Source organism: Pseudomonas sp. JL23, assembly GCF_056933585.1.
In genome coordinates, this window is the sequence record NZ_CM167795.1 from 5,540,858 (window position 1) to 5,561,522 (window position 20,665).

Here is a 20,665-nt window from a genome sequence, read left to right on the forward strand (position 1 = left end):
GGCATTGCACCTCGATCTTTTTTGTATCGGCAGACTGGCTATTCAGTTACAAACGACGCTAAATCACGGCAATACAGGCGTATTGAACTGAATTGAATACTTCCACCCGCTCAATGGCGCAAAGCTTGTCATGATTGCCACTGCAGCTGAGCCTCCTTTGCGCAGGAAATGGTCGCGCTCGCAAATCCTGTTGATTTCCGGCGGCCTGGCTGCGGTGCTGGCCATTGTGGGCATCGTTTCCTCCTTGCTGATACGCGAACATGCCGACGCCAAGACCGCTGCGGCCCGGGCGGCTACCAATATCGTCCAGTTGATCGATGCCGACGTGCTGCGCAATGCCGAGCTATATGACACCTCGCTGTCCGGCATCATCCTGGCCTGGCAGCGTTCGGACCTGATGAGTATTTCTCCGGAACTGCGACAGATGGTGCTGTTCGACCGCTCCACCGCCGCGCCGTACAAAGGCGACCTGCTTCTGCTGGATCAAAAGGGCGACATTCTCGCCGACTCCACCTCGGTCGTGCCGCGTCGGGACAATTTTGCCGACCGGCCCAATTTCGACTGGCATCGTCAACACAGCGACTCAACGCTGCAGGTCGGTGGTCCGTTCCGCAGTTACTCCAACTTCAATGACTGGTGCCTGACCTTCAGTCGGCGCATGTCCGGGCCTGACGGCGAGTTCATGGGCGTGGCGAGCAGTGCCATGCGTGTGGTGTATTTCAGGAATCTGTTCAAGAACCTGAACGTTGGCCAGAACAGCAGCGTGGCCTTGATCAACTCCCAAGGCATCCTGATAACCCGCCAGCCGGATTTCCAGGGCAAGGATCTGGTCGGTACCGACTTCAGCAAGCAGCCCAATTTCCAGCGCATGCTCAGGGAGGAAAACGGCAGTTTCAGCGGCATCTCCGGCCTGGACAATCTCGAGCGCCTGTACACCTTCTCTCGTGTCGGCGACTTGCCGCTGATCGTGGTGGTGGGTCAGTCTCTGGATGAGGTCTATACCGTCTGGCGTCGGAACATGCTGTTGGTGGCCGGCGCCACCGGCCTGCTGTGCATCGGCATTATGTGGTTGACCCTGTTGCTGTGCCGGGAACTGCGCCTGCGTCATCAGGCCGAGGCGGAGTTGGCACAGATGGCCGCGACCGATTCGCTGACCGGCCTGCCCAACCGTCGGCAGCTGGATCAGGTGATGAGACAGGAATGGGCGCGGGCCCAACGCTCTGGCCAGCCCCTGGCGCTGCTGATGATCGATGTCGACCACTTCAAGGCCTTCAACGACCGCCACGGCCACAACGGTGGAGATGAAGCACTGCGCCGGGTTGCCCAGACCTTTACCGAAACCATTCGCCGACCGGGTGACCTGGCGGCCCGTTATGGCGGTGAAGAATTCCTGATCATCCTGCCCGAGACCGACCTGGCCGGCGCCAGGCTGATGGCCGAGAAGATCCGCCTCGCCGTTCAGGCCATGCCGCGCTTTGCCAATGATCCACAACCCATCACCGTGAGCATTGGCATCGCCGCGCAGACCGCCGGCCCTGCAGACAAACTGGCGGCGCTGTTCGGGGTCGCCGACAAGGCGCTGTACAAAGCCAAGTGCAAGGGGCGCAATCGGGTGGAACAGGCCGTTTTTGTGCCTTGCCCGGAGGATGTCAGTTAATTTTGGCCATCCTTTGTGCTAGTACCACATGTGGGAGCGAGGCTTGCCCGCGAATGCAATATATCTGGCCCAGATAATGTGCCAGCCGTATCGACCATTCGCGGGCAAGCCTCGCTCCTACAAAATGAAGTAATGCAGCGCCCATAAAAAACGCCAGACGGGCTGGCGCTTTTTCGACGGGCTAAAAGATCTTAGCTGGCGCGACGTACCTGATCACGCAGGAGTTTGACCTGATCGTGATTTTTCTGGGTGCCTGCAAGCTGACGCTCGATCAGGCTGACCACATTCGCTGGCAGGTTTTCCTTACGGGCTTTCTCGGCCGCTTCACGATAAGCCTTCAGCGCATGGTCTTCACCACGCTCAACTTCGTTCAGCACAGCCTCATCGCTTTTGCCGGTTACCGACGACTTCAGGTTGACCCAGGCACGATGTACGGAGCCGGAAACGGTACCGCTGGTTTCAGGATCGCCGCCCAAGGCACGAACTTCGGTCTGTAGCTCACGAACAGCGGTAGCGCAGGCTACGGCATGCTCGGCGAAGAACGCTTTGAGCTGAGGGTTTTTCAAATCCTTGGCGCTTTCTTCAAACCCTTTCTGACCATCTTTACTGGTTTCGATCAGGTCATTGAGCAGCGAGATCGATTCTTTATTGATATCTGTCATTTTCAAATTCCTTATTGGCGGGTTGATCAAGTTTTGCGTTGCTGCCAAGGTAGTTGCAGCGCCCGTGCCAGGAATTGAAAACAGTTTTTACCCTTTAATTTCAATACGTTATAAATATCAAGAGACAGATGCACCGTGGTTTCTGCATGAACTGTCAATTGGCCTGCATGCAGAATGCACGTATCTTTTCCCACATGGCCGTACGGCCCGGCGAACCACGAGCACAACTGATGAATCCGGAAAAACTCAAGCTGCTGGTGACCCAGGAAATGCCCTTCGGCAAGTACAAAGGCCGCCTGCTGGCCGATCTGCCGGGGCCATACCTGAACTGGTTCGCCCGTGAAGGCTTTCCCAAGGGCGAGCTGGGTGCCTTGCTGGCCCTGATGCAGGAGATCGACCATAACGGCCTGTCCGAGCTGCTCGACCCTCTGCGCACCCGCCCCCGCCGACACTTCAACGATAAGTGAGACCGCCATGCCTGCCGCCCGCGACAACGCCACTGCACTTGAACTGGCCCGAGACGAAGACTTTTGGCAACGCGTTGCCGAGTCCTATACCGTCGAACCCGGCCCGATCAACCTGGAGAACGGCTACTTCGGGCGCATGACCGACAAGGCCCTGGCGGCCTACAAAAGCCATATCGACTACGTCAACCGCAGCAACTCGGTCTACGTGCGCCAGCAGTTCGACAGCCATGACAGCGAGCAGATCCGCCAACAACTGGCCGAGCTGGTACAGGTGGCGACCGAGGAGGTGGCGATCACCCGCTGCGCTTCGGAATCCCTGCAAGTGCTGATCCGTAACTACAACGGCCTGCAGCCGGGCGATCAGGTGCTGATCTGCGACCTCGACTACATCAGCGTGCAAAGTGCCATGCGCTGGCTGGCCAAGAGCCGCGGCGTGCAAGTGATCGAGATCACCCATGTCCACCCGGCCAGCTACGACAGCCTGCTGGACAGCTACGAAGCGGCGTTCAGGCAGTATCCACGGCTCAAGCTGATGGCCCTGACCCACGTCACCCACCGTACCGGTCTGGTCATGCCGGTACAGGCCATTGCCGAACGGGCCAAAGCCCACGGCATCGATGTGATCCTCGACGGCGCCCACGCCCTCGCCCAGCTGGATTTCAAGCTTGATGAACTGGGCGTGGCTTTTGCCGGTTACAACCTGCAGAAGTGGATTGGCGCGCCTCTGAGCCTGGGTTTTGTCTATATCGCCCGGGAGCGCCTGAGCAGCATTGATGCCGATATGGGTGACACCCGCTATGCCGACGACGATATCCGCTCCCGCGCGCCCTACGGCACGCCGAATATCCCGGCGTGGATGACCTTGCCGACGGTTTTTGAAGAGCATTACGCGATGGGTGGCGCCGCAGTCAAACAGGCACGCCTGAATTATCTGCGTGATATCTGGGTCGAGGGGGTGCGGGGTCTGGAGGGGATCGAAGTGCTGACACCGGACGATCAACGGCTGTATTGCGGGATCACGGCGTTTCGCTTCACTCGTCACGCGGATCAGCAACCGCTGGTGGACAAACTGTTGCACGACTACAACCTGTTCACGGTCGGCCGTACGGGCGCCGGTTGCGGGCCGTGCATCCGGGTGACGCCGGGCTTCAGTACTTCAGTGGCGGATGTACAGTTGCTGGTCCGGGCACTGACTGAATTGGCCTGAAAAAAATGGCGCACCGGACCAGGGTGCGCCAAAAAAGCCAACTACACACACATCTTCATTGCTACCAAGGCCGTCAGTGAAGGCCCTGGCAAGATCCTTCAGTCAAACAGTGCCATGGCCTCTGCCGTGGCTTCGGTGATGCGGTTCCAGTCACCGTTCTTGACCCACTCGTTGTCGATCATCCAGGTCCCGCCAACGCACATCACGTTAGGCAGGGCCATGTACTTCTTCAAGTTGTCGGCGTTCACGCCGCCAGTCGGGCAGAAGCGCACTTCGTTGAACGGGCCGCCCAGAGCTTTGATGGCCGCGACGCCGCCGCTGATTTCCGCCGGGAACAGTTTGAAACGGCGATAGCCCATGGCGTAGCCGATCATGATTTCCGAGGCGCTGCTGACACCCGGCAGCAACGGCAGCGGGCTGTCGACAGCGGCTTGCAGCAGGTCTTGCGTGCTGCCCGGCGTGACGATGAACTGCGAACCGGCAGCTTCGGCAGCGGCCAGTTGATGGCGGTCCAGGATGGTCCCGGCGCCGATGCACATTTCAGGGCGCTGCTCGCGCAGAATGCGGATTGCGCTCAAGCCAAAGGCCGAACGCAGGGTGATTTCCAGCGCCGTCATGCCACCTGCCGCCAGCGCATCGGCCAGCGGCAGGACATCCTGTTCGCGGGCGATGGTGATGACCGGCAGAATCTTCGCCTTGGCGCAGAGTTCGTCGATCTGGATAACCTTGTTCGCCATGCTGTTGAGCGGCTGTCGGGTTTCAGGAGTGTTCATGGCGGCGGTTCCTTTGCTTATGGGCACCAGTAAATCTCGAGGGACGGGGTGAGAAACGCACGTACCGGCATTTGGGCGAGGTCATCGCCCGCCAGTGCTGTGCGCAGGGTGTCGAGTTTGGCCTGCCCGGAAATGGACAGGATGGGCTGACGGGCCGAATTCAAAAGGCGACGGGTCAGGGTCAGGCGCTGGTGCGGCACGCTCGGTGCCAGCATCGGCAGGCAACGACGCTCGCCATCCAGGCTCAGGGCCTCGGTCAGGTTCGGGCTGTTGGGGAACAGTGAAGCGGTGTGACCGTCATCGCCCATGCCCAGTACGAGCACGTCGATGGTCGGCAGTTCGGCCAAGGCTTTGTCTGCCAACAGGGCCGCAGCCTCCAGGCTGTCGGCAACCTGATACAGGCCGACAAAACGCGCCTTGGCCACCGGGCCTTGCAGCAGGTAACGCTGCAACAGGCCGGCATTGCTGTCGGCATGTTCCACCGGCACCCAGCGTTCGTCGGCGAGGCTAATCACGACTTTCGACCAGTCCACGGCCTGTTCGGCCAGGCTCTGGAAAAACGCCACGGGGCTACGCCCACCGGAGACCACCAGCGTGGCAATGCCACGCTCGTTGATCGCGCTGTTCAGCCGGTCGGCCACGTTAGCGGCCAGCCCTTCGGCCAGCAGGCCGGGATTATCGAATTCCCGGGCCAGCAGGCCAGCGGGCAATTCAAGTTCACATATCGCCATACCAGGATCTCCCATCTCGAGTAATCAAAGCGATGGAGCTCATCGGCCCCCACGACCCCGCCGCATAAGGCTTGGGCGCGTCGCCCGCCTTGCGCCAGCCGGAGATCAGTTGGTCACACCAGCGCCAGGCGTACTCGATCTCATCTTTACGGACAAACAGGTTCTGATTGCCGCGCATCACTTCCAGCAACAACCGCTCGTAGGCGTCCGGGACCCGGGCGCTGCGGTAGGTGTCGGAAAAACTCAATTTCAACGGACCACTGCGCAGTTGCATGCCCTTGTCCAGACCCTGGTCCTTGGTCATCACTTGCAGGGAAATGCCTTCGTCGGGCTGCAGGCGAATGATCAGGCGGTTGCTGATCTGCATGCGCTGCTCCGGCGCGAAGATATAGTGCGGCGGTTCCTTGAAGTGGATGACGATCTGCGACAGTTTCTGCGGCATGCGCTTGCCGGTACGCAGGTAGAACGGCACACCGGACCAGCGCCAGTTGCGGATATCGGCGCGAATGGCGACGAAGGTTTCGGTGTCGCTCTGGGTATTGGAGTTTTCTTCCTCCAGATAACCGGGTACCGGCTTGCCTTCGCTGTAGCCGGCGATGTATTGACCACGGACCACCTGGGTCGCCAGGCGCTCCGGGGTGAACGGCGCCAGAGCCTTGAGCACCTTGACCTTCTCGTCACGAATACTGTCGGCGGACAGATCGCTTGGCGGGTCCATGGCGATCAGGCAGAGCAGTTGCAGCAGGTGGTTCTGGATCATGTCGCGCAGTTGCCCGGCCTGATCGAAATAACCCCAGCGGCCCTCGATACCCACTTGCTCGGCCACGGTGATTTCTACGTGGGAGATGTGGTTCTGGTTCCACTGGGTCTCGAACAGGCTGTTGGCGAAGCGCAGGGCAATCAGGTTCTGCACCGTGTCTTTGCCCAGATAGTGGTCGATGCGGTAGACGCGGGTTTCCGGGAGGAACTGCGCTACGGCGTCGTTGACCGTCTGCGATGAGATCAGGTCGTGACCGATGGGCTTTTCCAGCACGGCGCGGGTGCGCTCGGTGAGATTGACCGATGCCAGGTTTTCGCAGATCGCGCCATACACCGATGCAGGTGTGGCGAAGTAGGCAATCAGGGTCTCGGCATCGCCGACCCGCTCGGCCAGGGCGACATAGTCCTCAGCCTTGAGGAAGTCGACGTGCAGGTAGCTCAGGCGCGCCTGGAAACGCGCGACGTGTTCCGCCTCGAGTTCGGCATCAGGCACGAAGCGACGCAGGGATTTATCGATGTACGCCAGGTGCTGGTGCTCGTCGCCCGGTTCGCGCGCGAGCGCGAGAATACGGGTGTCGGCATGCAGCAAACCGGCACGGTCCAGCTGGTATAGAGCCGGGAACAGCTTGCGCACCGCCAGGTCGCCCAAGGCGCCAAACAAGGCAAAAGTGCACGGTTCAACCGTAATCGAAGGCATAATGTTGGTTCTTTTATCAAGTTAGACTACAAATACCTTTTTTAAAGGCGTTACTCAAGGCCATATGTAGTAATAACCACAACATTTGTTCAGAATCGATATTCCAGTGGTGATCAACACAGGCCCTGAGTACGATAGGCCACCTTTGCAACAGGCTAAAGAGGTTCGTCGATCCTCGTTGAAGATCAGCCTGTTGCAACACGATGAAGGGACCCGAATGGACCGCATACGCAACCTCCTGGAGCAGATCCAGGGCCGGCTCGAAGAGCTGAACAAGGCTGAACGCAAGGTCGCCGAAGTGATCCTGCTCAACCCGCAGCAAGCGACCCGTTTCAGCATTGCCGCATTGGCCCAGGCGGCCAAGGTCAGCGAACCGACGGTCAACCGTTTCTGCCGTTCGTTCGCGGTCAGCGGCTACCCCGAATTGAAGCTGCAACTGGCCCAAAGCCTGGCCAGCGGCGCGGCCTATGTCAGCCGCGCAGTCGAGGCCGACGACAATCCCGAGGCCTACACGCAAAAAATCTTCGGCAGCGCCATCGCTTCTTTGGACAGCGCCTGCCAGCAACTGGACCCGTCCCTGATCAGCAAGGCCGTGGACATGTTGATCCAGGCCCGGCAGATCCACTTCTTCGGCCTCGGCGCCTCGGCCCCGGTGGCCCTGGACGCGCAGCACAAGTTCTTCCGCTTCAACCTGGCCGTCACCGCCCATGCCGACGTGCTGATGCAGCGCATGATTGCCTCGGTGGCCCATACCGGTGAGCTGTTCGTGATCATTTCCTACACCGGCCGCACACGCGAACTGGTAGAGGTGGCACGCATCGCCCGGGCCAACGGCGCCTCGGTGCTGGGCCTGACCGCAGCCGGTTCGCCACTGGCCAAGGCCAGCTCGGTCAGCCTGAACATTCCGCTGCCGGAAGACACCGACATCTATATGCCGATGACCTCGCGGATCATCCAGCTGACCGTGCTGGACGTGCTGGCCACGGGCATGACCCTGCGCCGTGGCGTGGACTTCCAGCCGCATCTGCGCAAGATCAAGGAAAGTCTGAATGACAGCCGCTATCCGATAGAGGATCAGGGGTAAAGCGGATTTGTACTGCGACGCCTACCTGTAGGAGCTGCCGAAGGCTGCGAATGGATGTGTCTGACCCACCGCCTTCGCAGCCTCGGCAGCTCCTACACAAGGCAGCTCATCCGCATCTCAATGCACCAGATACGCCTGCAAACTCAGCTCGGCATGCTCCCCCGGCGCCAGGCTCAGGCTATCGCCGCCCCCCGCTGCCGCTTCGACACAGATGAACTCCGAGGCCTCGCTGCCCGCCACGCCCATCAGCGGCCTGCGCCCCGGATGCCAGACCACGGTGCTGGTGCTGTCGCCACTATCGACGCCCAGGCGTCGATCCCAGGCCGGGTCCTGCAGATGCAGCGGGCCACTGTGATCGAATTCACGCTGGCAGCCTCCGGCCACACGCAACTCGCCCTCCTGCTGACAGGCCCGACGCACCAGATGATCGTAGCCCTGCACGCCGTCCAGCCCCTGTAGCGCCACATCGGCAACATCGCTGATACGCCAATAGGCGTGCAAGGCATGACTGAACTGACAGGGCGCGCTGTCCTCGTGGCAGGTATTGAGGCGCAACTCCATGCCCTGCCCCAGTTCGGCGTACAGATCGGCCTGCCAGTCCCACAGCTTGAGGCGCCAGTGCAGGCTGACACCTGTTGCGCTTTCGCTGCTGTCGATGAGTTTCCAGTCCAGCAGGCGTGCCCAGCCGTGGGCCGGCCAGACGCCTTCGCTGGGATGGCGGCCGTACCAGGGCCAGCACACCGGCACGCCACCGCGGATCGGACCGACTTGAGGCCACTGGGCGGCGCACCACAGCCAGGGCTTCTGCCCCACCGGCTGGAAATGCAGCAACTGCCCGCCCTGCCGACTGAACACCGCTTGGCACTGCGGGTGATCGATCACCAGAACATCGCGTAGCTGATAGCGTTCCCATTCGAATGTCGGGCGAGCCCGGCGCGACCTGAAAAAACGCTGCAATGGATGCTCCAGCATCCCCGCTTCCTTGATCGCCATGGTTATCCCGGTTTACCGCACAGAAAAAAAAATGCCTCCGGGAGCACGGAAGCAAATTGTTCGAGCTTAAAAAAGGCGGGCAGAACTGCTGCCCGCAAAGCACACACGATCTTTAGCCTCAGCTGCAAGCTGCAAGCTGCAAGCCAGTAGCTTCTAATTTATCGCTTGCAGCTTATAGCTTGTAGCGGCCCTTAGAACTTCGACTGAATCTTGATACCGGCAACAATGGCGTCGTCGACCTGGTCAACACCACCTGGGTGTTTGACAAACTGCAGGTTAGGACGCACGGTCAACCAGTCGGTGACATGCACACCGTAGTAGATCTCGGAGTTGTATTCGGTCTTCTGGACCGGCACGAAACCTGGATTGTCGTAGTCGCTGATGCCGCTGAGCTGGTTGCGCAGGCGGGCGTTATCCGTTGCGTTGTCGTTCACATGGATACGCGCAACACCGACACCGATATCGTCTTTTGGACGGGAGTCGAACGGACCTTTGAAGACCAGACCGATCTGCTGATAGTTGTCGACGAAGTTGGTCGCTTTATCATGCACGGTCAGGTTGCCGAAAATGCTCAGGCCACGGGAAGTATCACCGCCAACCGAAGTCAGCTGTTGCTGGGCAACGACCCACCAGCCGTGCTTGTCGTCATGCTCTTTGAAATTGCCACCGACCACAGCTTGTGGCTGGCCGTTCTGGGCTTCATAGAGATCGTTGGCATTCGGCGTGCTGCGGTAGTAACCGATGCGGTATTCGCCCGGCAGCTTGTTGACCATCGGCGACCACACCAGCTCGACCGGTACCACGTTGCCTTGTGAGCCGCTGGTGGCGAGGGTGAAGCCGTTGTGTTTGTCGAGGTTGTCCGCGTCCTGCATGTAGATACCGACCTGGGCGTACAACTCAGGCGTGATGTTGTATTTCACGCGCGCAGCCCACTGGCTGATTGGCCAGTTGTACCAGGTGTTCACATAGTTGCCGACCTGAGAACCGCACAGGGTCAGGTTCTGGAAGTCGCAAGGGAAGCTGTTGAAGTCTTCGCCTTCGCCGAAGCGGCCGAGTTTGATGTCCAGGGCGCCGTCGAAGAATTTCTGCTTGTACCACATTTGCGTCAGGCGCCAGGTCTGACCACGGCCCCAGACTTCCTGCGAGGAGCTGATGGTGCCGACGCGAGGATCGCCAATACGGTCGTTGGAGATGTTGCGGCCGCTACGCTCGGTGACTGCCAGCTTGAATTCAGCATCGTGCCAGCCGAGGATTTTCTGCAGGTCCATGTCCAGACCGAAGGCAAACTGGTCGGCATAACGTGCAGTCTTGTCATTGTTGTAACCACCCTTGACGTTGCTGCCCACCTCACCGACGTACTCTGCCGAGATGGTGTAACCCTTGCTCTCAAGCTCGCTACGCAGACCGCCCCAATCGCCGGTCATGTACTTGGAGTTCGCAGCGAATGCATCATCGGCCTGGGCATTACCCGTCAGTGCCAGGGCGCCCAATACAGAGAGCTGACTGACCAACTGGAGACGGGAAATCGATTTGGCTTTGATCTTCTTCATCCCTTAAATCCTCGTAATTTTATTTTTATTGATTACTGCTTCGTGTATTCACTGCTTCGTGTTGACAGGCTGGCCACCCGGTAAGGCAGAGACGGCCGACCTGCTGTGCTCGGTTGCGTTACAACATGTTCAGCTACGGTTGAATTGGGTGACGTTGCCCACACGCTCAGCGGGCTGAGGCTTTCCCTCGCCATTACCCAATACGCCCAGGCGCTCGCCGGTCTTGGCATCGAACAGCAGCACCTTGGATGGATCAAATTGCAGGTTCAGGCTTTCCCCGACCTGAGGCGCGACGTCTGGCGCCAGGCGGCAGCAGACCTTGCTCTGGTTCAGGTCAACGAACACCAGGGTGTCCGGGCCGGTCGGCTCGGTCACCTGGACTTCGGCGCGAATGGTCGGCAGCCCGGACGTCTCGGCCGAAGCCAGGAGAATCTGCTCAGGGCGCAGGCCAAGAATCACTTCACGGTCTTCAAGCCCGGCGTCGTTCATGCTCATCGGCAGCTCGCAACGAGCCTGGCCGCTGTCAAGCAGGGCAATCAGGCGGCCGTCCTTGCGTTGCAGGCGCAATGGAATGAAGTTCATCGGCGGTGAACCGATGAAGCTGGCAACGAACAGGTTCGCCGGGTTGTTGTAGATCTCTTTCGGCGTGCCGAACTGCTGGACGATGCCGTCCTTCATGACCGCAACCTTGTCGCCCAGGGTCATCGCCTCGATCTGATCGTGGGTGACGTAGACGGTGGTGGTCTTGAGGCGCTGGTGCATCAGTTTCATTTCGGTGCGCATCTCGACCCGCAGCTTGGCATCGAGGTTGGACAGCGGTTCGTCGAACAGGTAGATCTTCGGCCGCCGCGCCAGGGCACGGCCCATGGCCACACGCTGTTGCTGACCACCGGACAACTGGCCGGGCTTGCGATTGAGCAGGTGTTCGATCTGCAGCAGCTTGGCGACGCGGGAGACTTCTTCATCAATGGCCGCTTGCGGCATCTTGCGAATCTTCAGGCCAAACTCGATGTTCTCGCGCACGCTCATGGTCGGGTACAGCGCGTAGGACTGGAACACCATGGCGATGTCACGGTCTTTGGGGCTCATGCCGCTGACATCGGAGCCGTCGATGAGAATCGCGCCGCCGGTAATGTTTTCCAGGCCCGCGATGCAGTTCATCAGGGTCGACTTGCCGCAGCCCGACGGGCCGACCAGGATCAGGAACTCGCCGTCCTTGATCTGCAGTTCGATGTTCTTCAGCGTGTCGGGCAGACCGGCACCGTAGGTCTTGTTGACGTTGCGTAGTTCGAGCGTTGCCATGATTACCCCTTGACTGCGCCGGCTGTGAGCCCGCGCACGAAATACTTGCCGGCGACGATGTAGACCAGCAGTGTCGGCAGACCGGCAATCATCGCCGCCGCCATATCAACGTTGTATTCCTTGACCCCGGTACTGGTGTTGACCAGGTTGTTCAGCGCCACGGTAATAGGCTGCGAATCACCGCTGGAAAAGACCACACCGAACAGGAAGTCGTTCCAGATCTGAGTGAACTGCCAGATCAGGCAGACCATCACGATAGGCGTCGACATCGGCAGGATGATCTTGCCGAAAATGGTGAAGAAACCCGCGCCATCCAGGCGTGCCGCCTTGACCAGCGCATCGGGAATGCTCACGTAGTAGTTGCGGAAGAACAGCGTGGTGAAGGCCAGGCCATAGACCACGTGAACGAACACCAGGCCGGTGGTGGTGCTGGCCAGGCCCATCTTGCCGAGGGTAAAGGACGCCGGCAGCAGCACGGTCTGGAATGGCAGGAAGCAGCCGAATAGCAGCAGGCCGAAGAACAGCTGCGAGCCACGGAAGCGCCACATCGACAGCACGTAGCCGTTCAAGGCACCGATGGCCGTGGAGATCAGCACCGCCGGGATGGTGATCTTGATCGAGTTCCAGAAGTAACCGTCAACCGTGGCCCAGGCCTTGACCCAGCCAATGGCGGTAATCACGGTCGGCCAGCTCAGCAGGTTGCCGGTACTGATGTCCTCAGGGGATTTGAAGCTGGTCAGCAGCATCACCACCAGGGGCACCAGATACAGCAGGCAGGCGGCGATCAGCACCACATGGATGGCGATGCGGCTCAGGCTGATCGGCGATTTTCCAACGAGACTAGTCATTGCGCTTGGTCCTCAGCTCGGAATACAGGTAAGGCACCAGAATGGCCAGGATCGCCCCCAGCATCAGGATCGCACTGGCCGAGCCCATGCCCATTTGCCCGCGGCTGAAGGTGAAGGAGTACATGAACATCGCTGGCAGGTCCGAGGAGTAGCCAGGGCCGCCGGCCGTCATGGCTGCGACCAGGTCGAAGCTCTTGATGGCGATGTGAGCGAGGATCATCACCGAACTGAAAAACACCGGGCGCAGGCTCGGCAGGATCACTTTCCAGTAGATGGTCGGCAGGCTGGCGCCGTCGATCTGCGCAGCACGCACGATGGACTGGTCAACGCCACGCAGGCCGGCGAGGAACATCGCCATGATGAAACCCGAGGCTTGCCAGACAGCGGCGATAACCAGGCAGTAAACCACGCGATCGGAGTCGATCAGCCAGTCCAGGCGGAAGCCTTCCCAGCCCCAGTCACGCAGCAGCTTGTCCAGGCCCATGCCAGGGTTGAGCAGCCACTTCCAGGCGGTGCCGGTAACGATCATCGACAGCGCCATCGGGTACAGATAAATAGTGCGGATAAAGCCTTCGCGGCGGATGCGCTGGTCGAGAAAAATCGCCAGGACCACGCCGACAACCAGGCTGATGCCGATGAACATGCCACCGAACACCATCAGGTTCTTGCTTGCCACCCACCAGCGGTCGTTGTCGAACAGGCGCTCGTATTGCGCCAGCCCGGCCCACTTGTAGGACGGCAGGAATGTGGAGGACGTGAAAGACAACACAAACGTCCAGAGGATGTAGCCATAGAAGCCGACCAGAACGATGAACATACTCGGCGCCAGCACCAACTTGGGCAGCCAGCGCTGGAGCGCATCGAACGGCGAGGCTTTGGCTTTGCTGAAGACAGCGACAGAGCTCATCGGAAAATCCAGGTCTGATACATCGAATCCAGCCCGCAGGCGTGCGTGAAACCAGGTTGCGGTTTCAACAGCACGAACTGCGGCTGGGGGTTCAGGTACTAAAAACTACTTGGCGGACTTGATCGCTGCGGCCAGTTTCTTGGCTGTGTCAGCCGGGTCGGCTTTCGGGTCGTTGATGTAGTTGGTCACGACATCGAAAAACGCACCTTGAACAGCAAGGGTAGTTGCCATGTTGTGCGCCATGCTCGGTTGCAGACCGCCGGTTTTGGCATCCGCCAGAAAGTCCTTGGCTGCGGTCTGGGCGCAGGAGTCAAAGCCCAGTGCCGCCATGTTGTTCAACATGTCATTACGAACCGGGATCGACCCCTTGTTGATGCTGAAGACTTTCTGGAAGTCTTCGCCCAGGGTGACCTTGGCCAAATCCTGTTGAGCGGCGGTAGTGCCCTTGTCTTTCTGCTTGAACACCGCCAGGGAGTCGATGTTGTAGGTGAAGGCTTTTTCAGTGCCCGGGAAGGCTACGCATTCATAGTCCTTGCCTGCGACTTTCTTGGCTGCGGTCCACTCGCTCTTGGCCCAGTCACCCATGATCTGCATGCCGGCCTTGCCATTGATGACCTTGCCTGCTTCCAGGTTCCAGTCCTGACCTTTGCCGTCAACGTCCATGTAGGTCGCGACTTTTTTCAGCTCGGTGAGTGCCTTGATCATTTGCGGACCGGTCAACGCATCTTTGTCCAGGTCAACCAGGGCCTTCTTGTAACCGTCGGCACCCATGACGGAGAGCACAACGGCTTCGAATACGGTGCTGTCCTGCCAAGGCTGGCCGCCGTGAGCCAGGGCGATGAAGCCGGCTTTCTTCAGCTTGTCGCCAGCGGCGTAGAATTCTTCGAGGGTGGTCGGGTTCTTGGTGATACCGGCTTTCTTGAAGACTTCCGGGTTGATCCACAGCCAGTTGACGCGGTGGATGTTCACCGGCACAGCGACGTAGTCACCGTCGTACTTCACGGTATCGGAGACTTTCTTGTCGAGCAGCGAATCCCACTTTTCCTGCTTGGCAACGTCCTTGAGCACATCGGTGTCGAGCAGACCGGTAGACGCCCATTCCTGAATGTCGGGGCCTTTGATCTGGGCAACGCCCGGTGGGTTACCGGCAACGGCGCGGCTTTTCAGTACGGTCATGGCAGTGGCACCGCCACCACCGGCTACAGCGCCGTCTTTCCAGGTAAAGCCGTCTTTTTCAACTTGCGCCTTGAGTACATCGACAGCCGCTTTTTCACCGCCGGACGTCCACCAGTGTACGACTTCAACCGTACCTTTGGAGTCGGCAGCGTGAGCGCTCAGCGGAAACAACGAGGCGAGAGAAATGACAGCAGCGAGGCGGGAGATTGAATTCATCGATTTAACCTTTCTTGTTGTTATGCATGAGCAAGTCGTCAGGTGCTTGCGCTGCATAGAAGTCTAACCAAGGGTTTTGAAAGAACAGTAACGAAGGGATGTGCAAGTGTCACAAGATGGTGACATTTCGAACATCCAGAAAAAACCGCTCTGGAATGAGGGTTGCAGAGGATCAATTGTCCGAAAAGGGATGTCCAGACTGTCGGAATAATTCGTTTTGACTGAATTTTCCTAAAGTTTTGTAGGATTAATCCAACAAACCCAGGAAATCCCGCTTTCGTCGCGGGACCAATGTGGGACCAGCTTTAGCCGGGAAGGCGCCCTTCTGATCAACGAAACGCGGCGGATGTACCGGCCCTTTCCCGGCTAAAGCCGGTCCCACAGGGCTCACTCGGCCGTGCGCGGCAGATACAAGGTCACCCGCAACCCACCCCCGCGCAGGTTCTGCAGACTCACCTCGCCCCCATGGCTGTGGGCGATATTGCGCGCGATGCCCAGGCCCAGGCCGTAGCCCTGTTGCTGACTGCCCGCGAGGCGGAAATGCGGCTCGAAGACCTGCTCCAGACGCTGTTCGGGAACACCCGGCCCCTCGTCATCGACATGCAGAACGAACGCCTTGGGGTTGTCTTCGATCTTCAGGTGGGCCTTTTGCCCGTACTTGATGGCGTTGTCGATCAGGTTGCCGATGCAGCGCTTGAGCGCCAGGGGCTTGCCCGGATAGCTGGCCTCGGCCTGGCCCTGCTGGGTCACGCAGCCATTGCCCTGGGGCAGCAGGTACGGCTCGATCAGCACGTCGAGAACGTGATTGAGGTCGACGTCGACGATGTTCTCGTGGATGTCCGTGTCTTTCACGCATTGCAACGCGCCCTTGACCAACAGCTCCAGCTCGTCGAGATCGCGGCCGAACTTGGTTTGCAGGGTTTCATCCTCCAGCAGCTCGACCCGCAGGCGCAGGCGGGTGATGGGCGTGCGCAGGTCGTGGGAAATGGCGCTGAACAACTGGCCGCGCTCGGTCAGATAGCGGCTGATGCGGGTGCGCATGGCATTGAACGCCCGGCTCACTTCCACCACCTCGCTGCCGCCGCCTTCGACCACCGGCTCAACATTGGCGCCCAGGGACATGTCCCGGGCGGTACGGGCCAGACGCTTGAGCGGGCGGCTTTGCCAATGCACCAGCAGGCCGATGAACAGCAGCAGGAACACGCTGGTCAGGACGATGAACCAGACCTGGGAGACCGGTAATTCCTGCTCCTCCAGGGTGGTGTAGGGCTCTGGCAACAGCGAGGCGATGTACAGCCATTCCCCCGGCGCCATCTGGATCTGGGTGACCAGTACCGGCGGATTGACCGGCTCCAGGCTCAAGGCGTAATGCGCCCAGGAACGCGGCAATTCGTCGAGCTTGAGACCGCTGTTGAAGATCCGCAAGTCTTCGGGACGGACGAAACGCACCGAGATATCCGGCCCGTTGCCCAAGTGCTCCCGCAGCACCTGGCCGACCATATCCAGTACCGCCTGCTTGCGCGGGGTCAGTTCCAGCGTGGTCATGTCCAGCGGGCGATCGTTGAGCGTCACGACGAAGCGCGTGCCGCCCATATTGCGCAGCTGATCCAGCACCAGCGGGCGATAGGCCACCGGCAACGAGCGGAAATAACTGGCACTGGCCGCCATGGAGTTGGCCAGGCTGCGTGCTGCGGTGATCAGCCCCTCCATCTGAGTGGCACGCAACTGCGCCAGCCAGATCACGCTGGACAGGGTCTGGGCCAGCAACACCGCCAGCAGAGTCAGGAGCAACATGCGCCCCAGCAACGAGCGCGGCAATGGGAACCGCCGCTTGGTATCGAGACTGATCAAGCGTCAGTAACCATTGCTGAGTTGCGATTGCACGTTGGCCGCCAGCAGGTAGCCGCTGCCGCGCACGGTGCGGATCAAGCGTGGCGACTTGCCGGTATCACGCAGCCGTTGACGCAGGCGGCTGACCGCCATATCGACAATGCGCTCAAGGGGCATCAGCTCGCGGCCACGGGTGGCGTTGCCGATGGTGTCGCGGTCGAGGATCTGTTGAGGATTATCGAGAAACAGCTTGAGCAGGGCAAAGTCGGCGCCGGAGAGAATCACCTCTTCGCCGTCCTTGTGAAACAGACGGTGGCTGACCATATCCAGACGCCACTCATCGAACACCAGCACTTCGCCACCCACCCGCTCCTGCTGACCAAACTGGGCCCGGCGCAACAGAGCCTTGATCCGCGCCTGCAATTCACGAGGACTGAAAGGTTTGCCGAGGTAATCGTCCGCACCCAGTTCCAGACCGATCACGCGGTCAGCCTCATCGGAACTGGCGGTGAGCATGATGATCGGCACCTGCGCCTGACGCGGATGCTGGCGCACCCAGCGGCACAGGCTGAAGCCGTCTTCGTCGGGCAGCATCACATCAAGGATCACCAGATCGCTGGGCTCATCATTGAGCGCCTGACGAAAGCCGGCACCATCGCCCACGGTCCGCACCTGGAAACCCGCACGGGTCAGGTAGGTGTGCAGCAACTCCCGGATCTCCTGATCGTCGTCGACCAACAGAATGGATTTACTGGCTGAACTCACGATGGATCGTCCTTGTAGGCAAATTATTATTATCACGCCCATCACAGGTCAGGCGCCAGACTGTGGGACCGGCTTTAGCCGGGAATGCGTACTCCCGGCTAAAGCCGGTCCCACAGGTGCACCAATTTAGATTGGCGTATCCTGTTTAGTCAGTGCCAACGCCTGATCCAGCGCCACCCCAGCGCCCATCAACCCCGGATACTCGGCTGTCACCAGCCACACCGGCACGCCCTTGAAGTAGTCGCTCATATGGCCCTTCTCGCTGAACGAGCGCTTGAAGCCACTGCTCAGGAAAAAGTCGGTAAAGCGCGGAATCACGCCGCCGGTAATATACACCCCGCCGCGCCCGCCGACTGTCAGTACGTTATTGCCCGCGACACGGCCAAGGAACACGCAGAACTGCTCCAACACCGCCGCCGCTACGTGATCACCGGCCAGCGCGGCCGAGGTGATGGCCGCCGGTGACTTGAGTTCGGGCTCGATATCGTCCAGCGCGCAGCTGACCTGGTACAGCAGCAACAGCCCGGCACCGCTGAGGATTGTCTCGGCGCTGACATGCTCGTGGTCGGCCATCAGGCGCATCCACAGCAAGGCTTCCCGGGCGCTGCCGATGGGCAGGTCGACATGGCCGCCCTCCCCCGGTACCGCCGTCCAGTGCGCATCACCGGTCTTGAGCAACGTACCGACACCGAGGCCGGTGCCCGGACCGATCACTACGCGAGCGCAGGCCGGATCGCCGATACCGTGGACCACGGTCAGATACTCATCGTCCTTGAGCCGGGTCATGCCCAGGGCCTGGGCGGTGAAGTCGTTGACCATGATCAGGTTGTCGATCTTCATTTCTTCGCAGAACTTCTGGCGATTGATCGTCCAGTGGCTGTTGGTGAAATGAAAGTCGTCGCCGGTGACCGGCCCGGCAACCGCCAGGCAGATCGAGCCGACATCACCCTTGTGCAGTTCAAGGTCCTGCAGGTAGACCGACAGGGCCTTTTCCGGGCTCACGTAGTCGATGGTCGGGAATACCCGGATCGAATGCAGTTGATCGTCTTCCCAAATGGCAAAACGTGCATTGGTACCGCCAATATCACCCACCATGGCCAATGTCACTTCAGCGTCTCCAATTGCGAGGTAAAGGCGCTGGCGCCCTGCTCGGCGGAGCTGAAGGCCATGCGCATGAAACCGAACAGCTCACGACCGCAGCCCACGGCGTTGCCGAGGGTGCCGATCGCCGGTGTCCGGGCGGCCAATTCTGCAGGTTCAAGCAAAACTTGCAACGTCCCTTTTACGCCGTCTACACGAATGACATCGCCGTCACGAACAAGTGCCAAAGGGCCACCATCAAAGGCTTCCGGGCAGACGTGGATCGCCGCCGGAATCTTGCCCGAGGCACCGGACATACGCCCGTCAGTGACCAATGCCACCTTGAAGCCACGGTCCTGCAGCACGCCGAGGAACGGTGTCATTTTGTGCAGTTCAGGCATGCCGTTGGAACGCGGGCCCTGGAAACGCATCACTGCGACGAAATCACATTCCAGCTCGCCGGCCTTGAACGCATCGGCCAGGTCCTGCTGATCTTCGAACACCTTGGCCGGTGCTTCGACGATCTGGTGCTCCGGCGCCACGGCGGAGACTTTCATCACGCCACGGCCGAGGTTGCCTTCCATCACGCGCAGGCCGCCTTCCGGCGAAAACGGACGCGATGCCGGGCGCAGGATATTTTCGTCCAGGCTCTGCAGCGGACCTTCGCGCCAGATCAATTTGCCGTCTTCGAGGAACGGCTCGCGGGTATAGCGGCTCAGGCCGTAACCGGCCACGGTGTTGACGTTTTCATGGAGCAGACCGGCGCCCAGCAGCTCACGAATCAGGAACGACATGCCGCCCGCTGCCTGGAAGTGGTTGATGTCGGCCTTGCCGTTCGGATAGACGTGGCTGAGGGTCGGCACGACTTCGGAGAGGTCGGCCATGTCCTGCCAGGTCAGCTGGATACCGGCTGCCTGGGCAATTGCCGGCATGTGCAGGGTGTGGTTGGTCGAACCGCCCGTGGCATGCAGGGCGACGATGGAGTTGACCAGCGAGCGCTCGTCAACGATCTCGCCGATCGGCATGAAGTTGCCGCTCTGCTTGGTCATGCGCGTGACCTGATGCGAGGCCTCGGTGGTCAGGGCGTCACGCAACGGCGTGTAAGGGTTGACGAAGGACGAGCCGGGCAAGTGCAGGCCCATGACTTCCATCACCAACTGGTTGGTGTTGGCGGTGCCGTAGAAGGTGCAGGTGCCGGGGCTGTGGTAGGACTTCATTTCCGAGTCCAGCAGCTCTTCACGGGTGGCCTTGCCTTCAGCGTAGCGCTGCCGCACATCGGCCTTTTCCTTGTTGGAAATGCCCGAGACCATCGGCCCGCCGGGCACGAAGATCATCGGCAGATGGCCGAAGCGCAGGGCGCCCATCATCAGGCCCGGTACGATCTTGTCGCAGATACCCAGCATCAGGGCGGCATCGAACATGTTGTGGGACAAGGCAATCGCCGTCGACATGGCGATGACTTCACGGCTGGCAATGCCCAGCTCCATGCCCGGCTCACCCTGGGTGACGCCGTCGCACATGGCCGGTACACCACCGGCGAACTGGCCCACCGAGCCGATTTCGCGCAGGGCCTTTTTGATCTGGTCGGGGTAATGCTCGTACGGCTGGTGCGCCGAGAGCATTTCGTTGTAGGAAGACACGATGGCCACGTTGGCCGCATTCATCATGCGCAGGCTGTGTTTGTCCTCGGTGCCGCAGCCAGCCACGCCGTGGGCGAAGTTGGCGCATTGCAGCTTGGCACGCATCGGGCCATCGCTTGCGGCCCCTCGAATCAGTTCGAGATAGCGCTGACGTGTCTCGCGACTACGGGCTATCAGCCGTTCGGTTACCTCAAGAACGCGGGGATGCATGTGATGAACTCCAGGCTAACGTCTATGGTCACCCGTGCAGGCAGTGTCGGCGATCGATCCACGCAGGCATTGGCAAGCGCTTGATTTCGAACGGATGTACTGGCCTTACGA

18 protein-coding genes are annotated in these 20,665 nt (G+C 60.1%); 4 read left to right on the forward strand and 14 right to left on the reverse strand.

The features are described from left to right. Positions 1–130: 130 nt before the first annotated feature. On the forward strand, positions 131–1,657 hold the full coding sequence (locus AC1Z24_RS25555; protein ID WP_483743205.1) for a sensor domain-containing diguanylate cyclase: 1,527 nt from the start codon (positions 131–133) through the stop codon (positions 1,655–1,657). Between the two features lie 191 nt (positions 1,658–1,848). Here AC1Z24_RS25555 and AC1Z24_RS25560 read toward each other — a convergent pair whose 3' ends face one another. After that, positions 1,849–2,319, reverse strand: coding sequence for a ferritin-like domain-containing protein (locus AC1Z24_RS25560; RefSeq protein ID WP_483743206.1), 471 nt, complete (start codon positions 2,317–2,319; stop codon positions 1,849–1,851). Positions 2,320–2,549: 230 nt separating this feature from the next. Here AC1Z24_RS25560 and AC1Z24_RS25565 point away from each other — a divergent pair, with 230 nt between their 5' ends. Both AC1Z24_RS25565 and AC1Z24_RS25570 read left to right on the forward strand, forming a co-directional pair. Beyond that, positions 2,550–2,786: a DUF3820 family protein gene (locus AC1Z24_RS25565; protein WP_259106014.1), complete on the forward strand. Its 237-nt coding sequence runs from the start codon at positions 2,550–2,552 to the stop codon at positions 2,784–2,786. Positions 2,787–2,793: 7 nt separating this feature from the next. Continuing rightward, positions 2,794–3,993, forward strand: a complete 1,200-nt coding sequence (locus AC1Z24_RS25570; RefSeq protein ID WP_483743207.1) for an aminotransferase class V-fold PLP-dependent enzyme — start codon at positions 2,794–2,796, stop codon at positions 3,991–3,993. Positions 3,994–4,091: 98 nt separating this feature from the next. Here the strand turns inward: AC1Z24_RS25570 and AC1Z24_RS25575 are convergent, their stop codons facing one another. Genes AC1Z24_RS25575 through zwf form a run of 3 tightly spaced genes read right to left on the reverse strand, consistent with a single transcriptional unit; the run spans position 4,092 to position 6,953 of the window. Then, positions 4,092–4,766, reverse strand: a complete 675-nt coding sequence (locus tag AC1Z24_RS25575) for a bifunctional 4-hydroxy-2-oxoglutarate aldolase/2-dehydro-3-deoxy-phosphogluconate aldolase (protein ID WP_483743208.1) — start codon at positions 4,764–4,766, stop codon at positions 4,092–4,094. A 17-nt stretch (positions 4,767–4,783) separates the two neighbouring features. Beyond that, a complete protein-coding gene (gene pgl, locus AC1Z24_RS25580) occupies positions 4,784–5,497 on the reverse strand; it encodes a 6-phosphogluconolactonase (RefSeq protein WP_483743209.1) in 714 nt (237 codons plus the stop codon). Beyond that, positions 5,484–6,953 (reverse strand): glucose-6-phosphate dehydrogenase, encoded by a 1,470-nt coding sequence (zwf, locus tag AC1Z24_RS25585; RefSeq protein WP_483743210.1) that lies wholly within the window; start codon positions 6,951–6,953, stop codon positions 5,484–5,486. Before zwf ends, pgl begins: the two co-directional genes overlap by 14 nt. Before the next feature lie 226 nt (positions 6,954–7,179). On the opposite strand from zwf, the gene AC1Z24_RS25590 reads away from it, so the two are divergent. After that, positions 7,180–8,037 (forward strand): MurR/RpiR family transcriptional regulator, encoded by an 858-nt coding sequence (locus AC1Z24_RS25590; RefSeq protein WP_259106015.1) that lies wholly within the window; start codon positions 7,180–7,182, stop codon positions 8,035–8,037. Between the two features lie 117 nt (positions 8,038–8,154). Here the strand turns inward: AC1Z24_RS25590 and AC1Z24_RS25595 are convergent, their stop codons facing one another. From AC1Z24_RS25595 to edd, 10 genes are all read right to left on the reverse strand, one after another. Further along, positions 8,155–9,009, reverse strand: a complete 855-nt coding sequence (locus tag AC1Z24_RS25595) for a D-hexose-6-phosphate mutarotase (RefSeq protein ID WP_483746717.1) — start codon at positions 9,007–9,009, stop codon at positions 8,155–8,157. A gap of 212 nt (positions 9,010–9,221) precedes the next feature. Continuing rightward, positions 9,222–10,580 (reverse strand): carbohydrate porin, encoded by a 1,359-nt coding sequence (locus tag AC1Z24_RS25600; protein ID WP_483743211.1) that lies wholly within the window; start codon positions 10,578–10,580, stop codon positions 9,222–9,224. A 129-nt stretch (positions 10,581–10,709) separates the two neighbouring features. Next, positions 10,710–11,882, reverse strand: a complete 1,173-nt coding sequence (locus tag AC1Z24_RS25605; RefSeq protein WP_483743212.1) for an ABC transporter ATP-binding protein — start codon at positions 11,880–11,882, stop codon at positions 10,710–10,712. A 2-nt stretch (positions 11,883–11,884) separates the two neighbouring features. Continuing rightward, positions 11,885–12,730: a carbohydrate ABC transporter permease gene (locus AC1Z24_RS25610; RefSeq protein ID WP_259105960.1), complete on the reverse strand. Its 846-nt coding sequence runs from the start codon at positions 12,728–12,730 to the stop codon at positions 11,885–11,887. Further along, positions 12,723–13,637 carry a carbohydrate ABC transporter permease gene (locus AC1Z24_RS25615; RefSeq protein ID WP_483743213.1) on the reverse strand — a complete coding sequence of 305 codons (915 nt, stop codon included), beginning with the start codon at positions 13,635–13,637 and terminating at the stop codon, positions 12,723–12,725. The genes AC1Z24_RS25610 and AC1Z24_RS25615 overlap by 8 nt, the downstream gene beginning before the upstream one ends. A gap of 105 nt (positions 13,638–13,742) precedes the next feature. Further along, positions 13,743–15,029, reverse strand: a complete 1,287-nt coding sequence (locus AC1Z24_RS25620) for an ABC transporter substrate-binding protein (RefSeq protein ID WP_483743214.1) — start codon at positions 15,027–15,029, stop codon at positions 13,743–13,745. A gap of 387 nt (positions 15,030–15,416) precedes the next feature. Beyond that, entirely contained in the window at positions 15,417–16,823 is a 1,407-nt protein-coding gene (locus tag AC1Z24_RS25625; RefSeq protein ID WP_483746718.1) for an ATP-binding protein, read from the reverse strand. 60 nt (positions 16,824–16,883) lie between these two features. Continuing rightward, entirely contained in the window at positions 16,884–17,624 is a 741-nt protein-coding gene (locus tag AC1Z24_RS25630; protein ID WP_259105963.1) for a response regulator, read from the reverse strand. 126 nt (positions 17,625–17,750) lie between these two features. Beyond that, the gene (locus AC1Z24_RS25635) at positions 17,751–18,731 is read right to left on the reverse strand and encodes a glucokinase (RefSeq protein ID WP_483743215.1); all 981 of its coding nucleotides are present in this window, start codon (positions 18,729–18,731) and stop codon (positions 17,751–17,753) included. Then, positions 18,728–20,554 (reverse strand): phosphogluconate dehydratase, encoded by a 1,827-nt coding sequence (edd, locus tag AC1Z24_RS25640; protein WP_259105965.1) that lies wholly within the window; start codon positions 20,552–20,554, stop codon positions 18,728–18,730. Before edd ends, AC1Z24_RS25635 begins: the two co-directional genes overlap by 4 nt. Between the last annotated feature and the right edge of the window lie 111 nt (positions 20,555–20,665).

Coding starts and splice junctions, on each gene's coding strand:
- AC1Z24_RS25615 (WP_483743213.1), bottom strand. CDS start 13,637: ATGAGCTCTGTCGCTGTCTTCAGCAAAGCCAAAGCCTCGCCGTTCGAT.
- AC1Z24_RS25575 (WP_483743208.1), bottom strand. CDS start 4,766: ATGAACACTCCTGAAACCCGACAGCCGCTCAACAGCATGGCGAACAAG.
- AC1Z24_RS25560 (WP_483743206.1), bottom strand. CDS start 2,319: ATGACAGATATCAATAAAGAATCGATCTCGCTGCTCAATGACCTGATC.
- AC1Z24_RS25555 (WP_483743205.1), top strand. CDS start 131: ATGATTGCCACTGCAGCTGAGCCTCCTTTGCGCAGGAAATGGTCGCGC.
- AC1Z24_RS25565 (WP_259106014.1), top strand. CDS start 2,550: ATGAATCCGGAAAAACTCAAGCTGCTGGTGACCCAGGAAATGCCCTTC.
- AC1Z24_RS25605 (WP_483743212.1), bottom strand. CDS start 11,882: ATGGCAACGCTCGAACTACGCAACGTCAACAAGACCTACGGTGCCGGT.
- AC1Z24_RS25625 (WP_483746718.1), bottom strand. CDS start 16,823: ATGTTGCTCCTGACTCTGCTGGCGGTGTTGCTGGCCCAGACCCTGTCC.
- zwf (WP_483743210.1), bottom strand. CDS start 6,953: ATGCCTTCGATTACGGTTGAACCGTGCACTTTTGCCTTGTTTGGCGCC.
- pgl (WP_483743209.1), bottom strand. CDS start 5,497: ATGGCGATATGTGAACTTGAATTGCCCGCTGGCCTGCTGGCCCGGGAA.
- edd (WP_259105965.1), bottom strand. CDS start 20,554: ATGCATCCCCGCGTTCTTGAGGTAACCGAACGGCTGATAGCCCGTAGT.
- AC1Z24_RS25570 (WP_483743207.1), top strand. CDS start 2,794: ATGCCTGCCGCCCGCGACAACGCCACTGCACTTGAACTGGCCCGAGAC.
- AC1Z24_RS25600 (WP_483743211.1), bottom strand. CDS start 10,580: ATGAAGAAGATCAAAGCCAAATCGATTTCCCGTCTCCAGTTGGTCAGT.
- AC1Z24_RS25620 (WP_483743214.1), bottom strand. CDS start 15,029: ATGAATTCAATCTCCCGCCTCGCTGCTGTCATTTCTCTCGCCTCGTTG.
- AC1Z24_RS25610 (WP_259105960.1), bottom strand. CDS start 12,730: ATGACTAGTCTCGTTGGAAAATCGCCGATCAGCCTGAGCCGCATCGCC.
- AC1Z24_RS25595 (WP_483746717.1), bottom strand. CDS start 9,009: ATGCTGGAGCATCCATTGCAGCGTTTTTTCAGGTCGCGCCGGGCTCGC.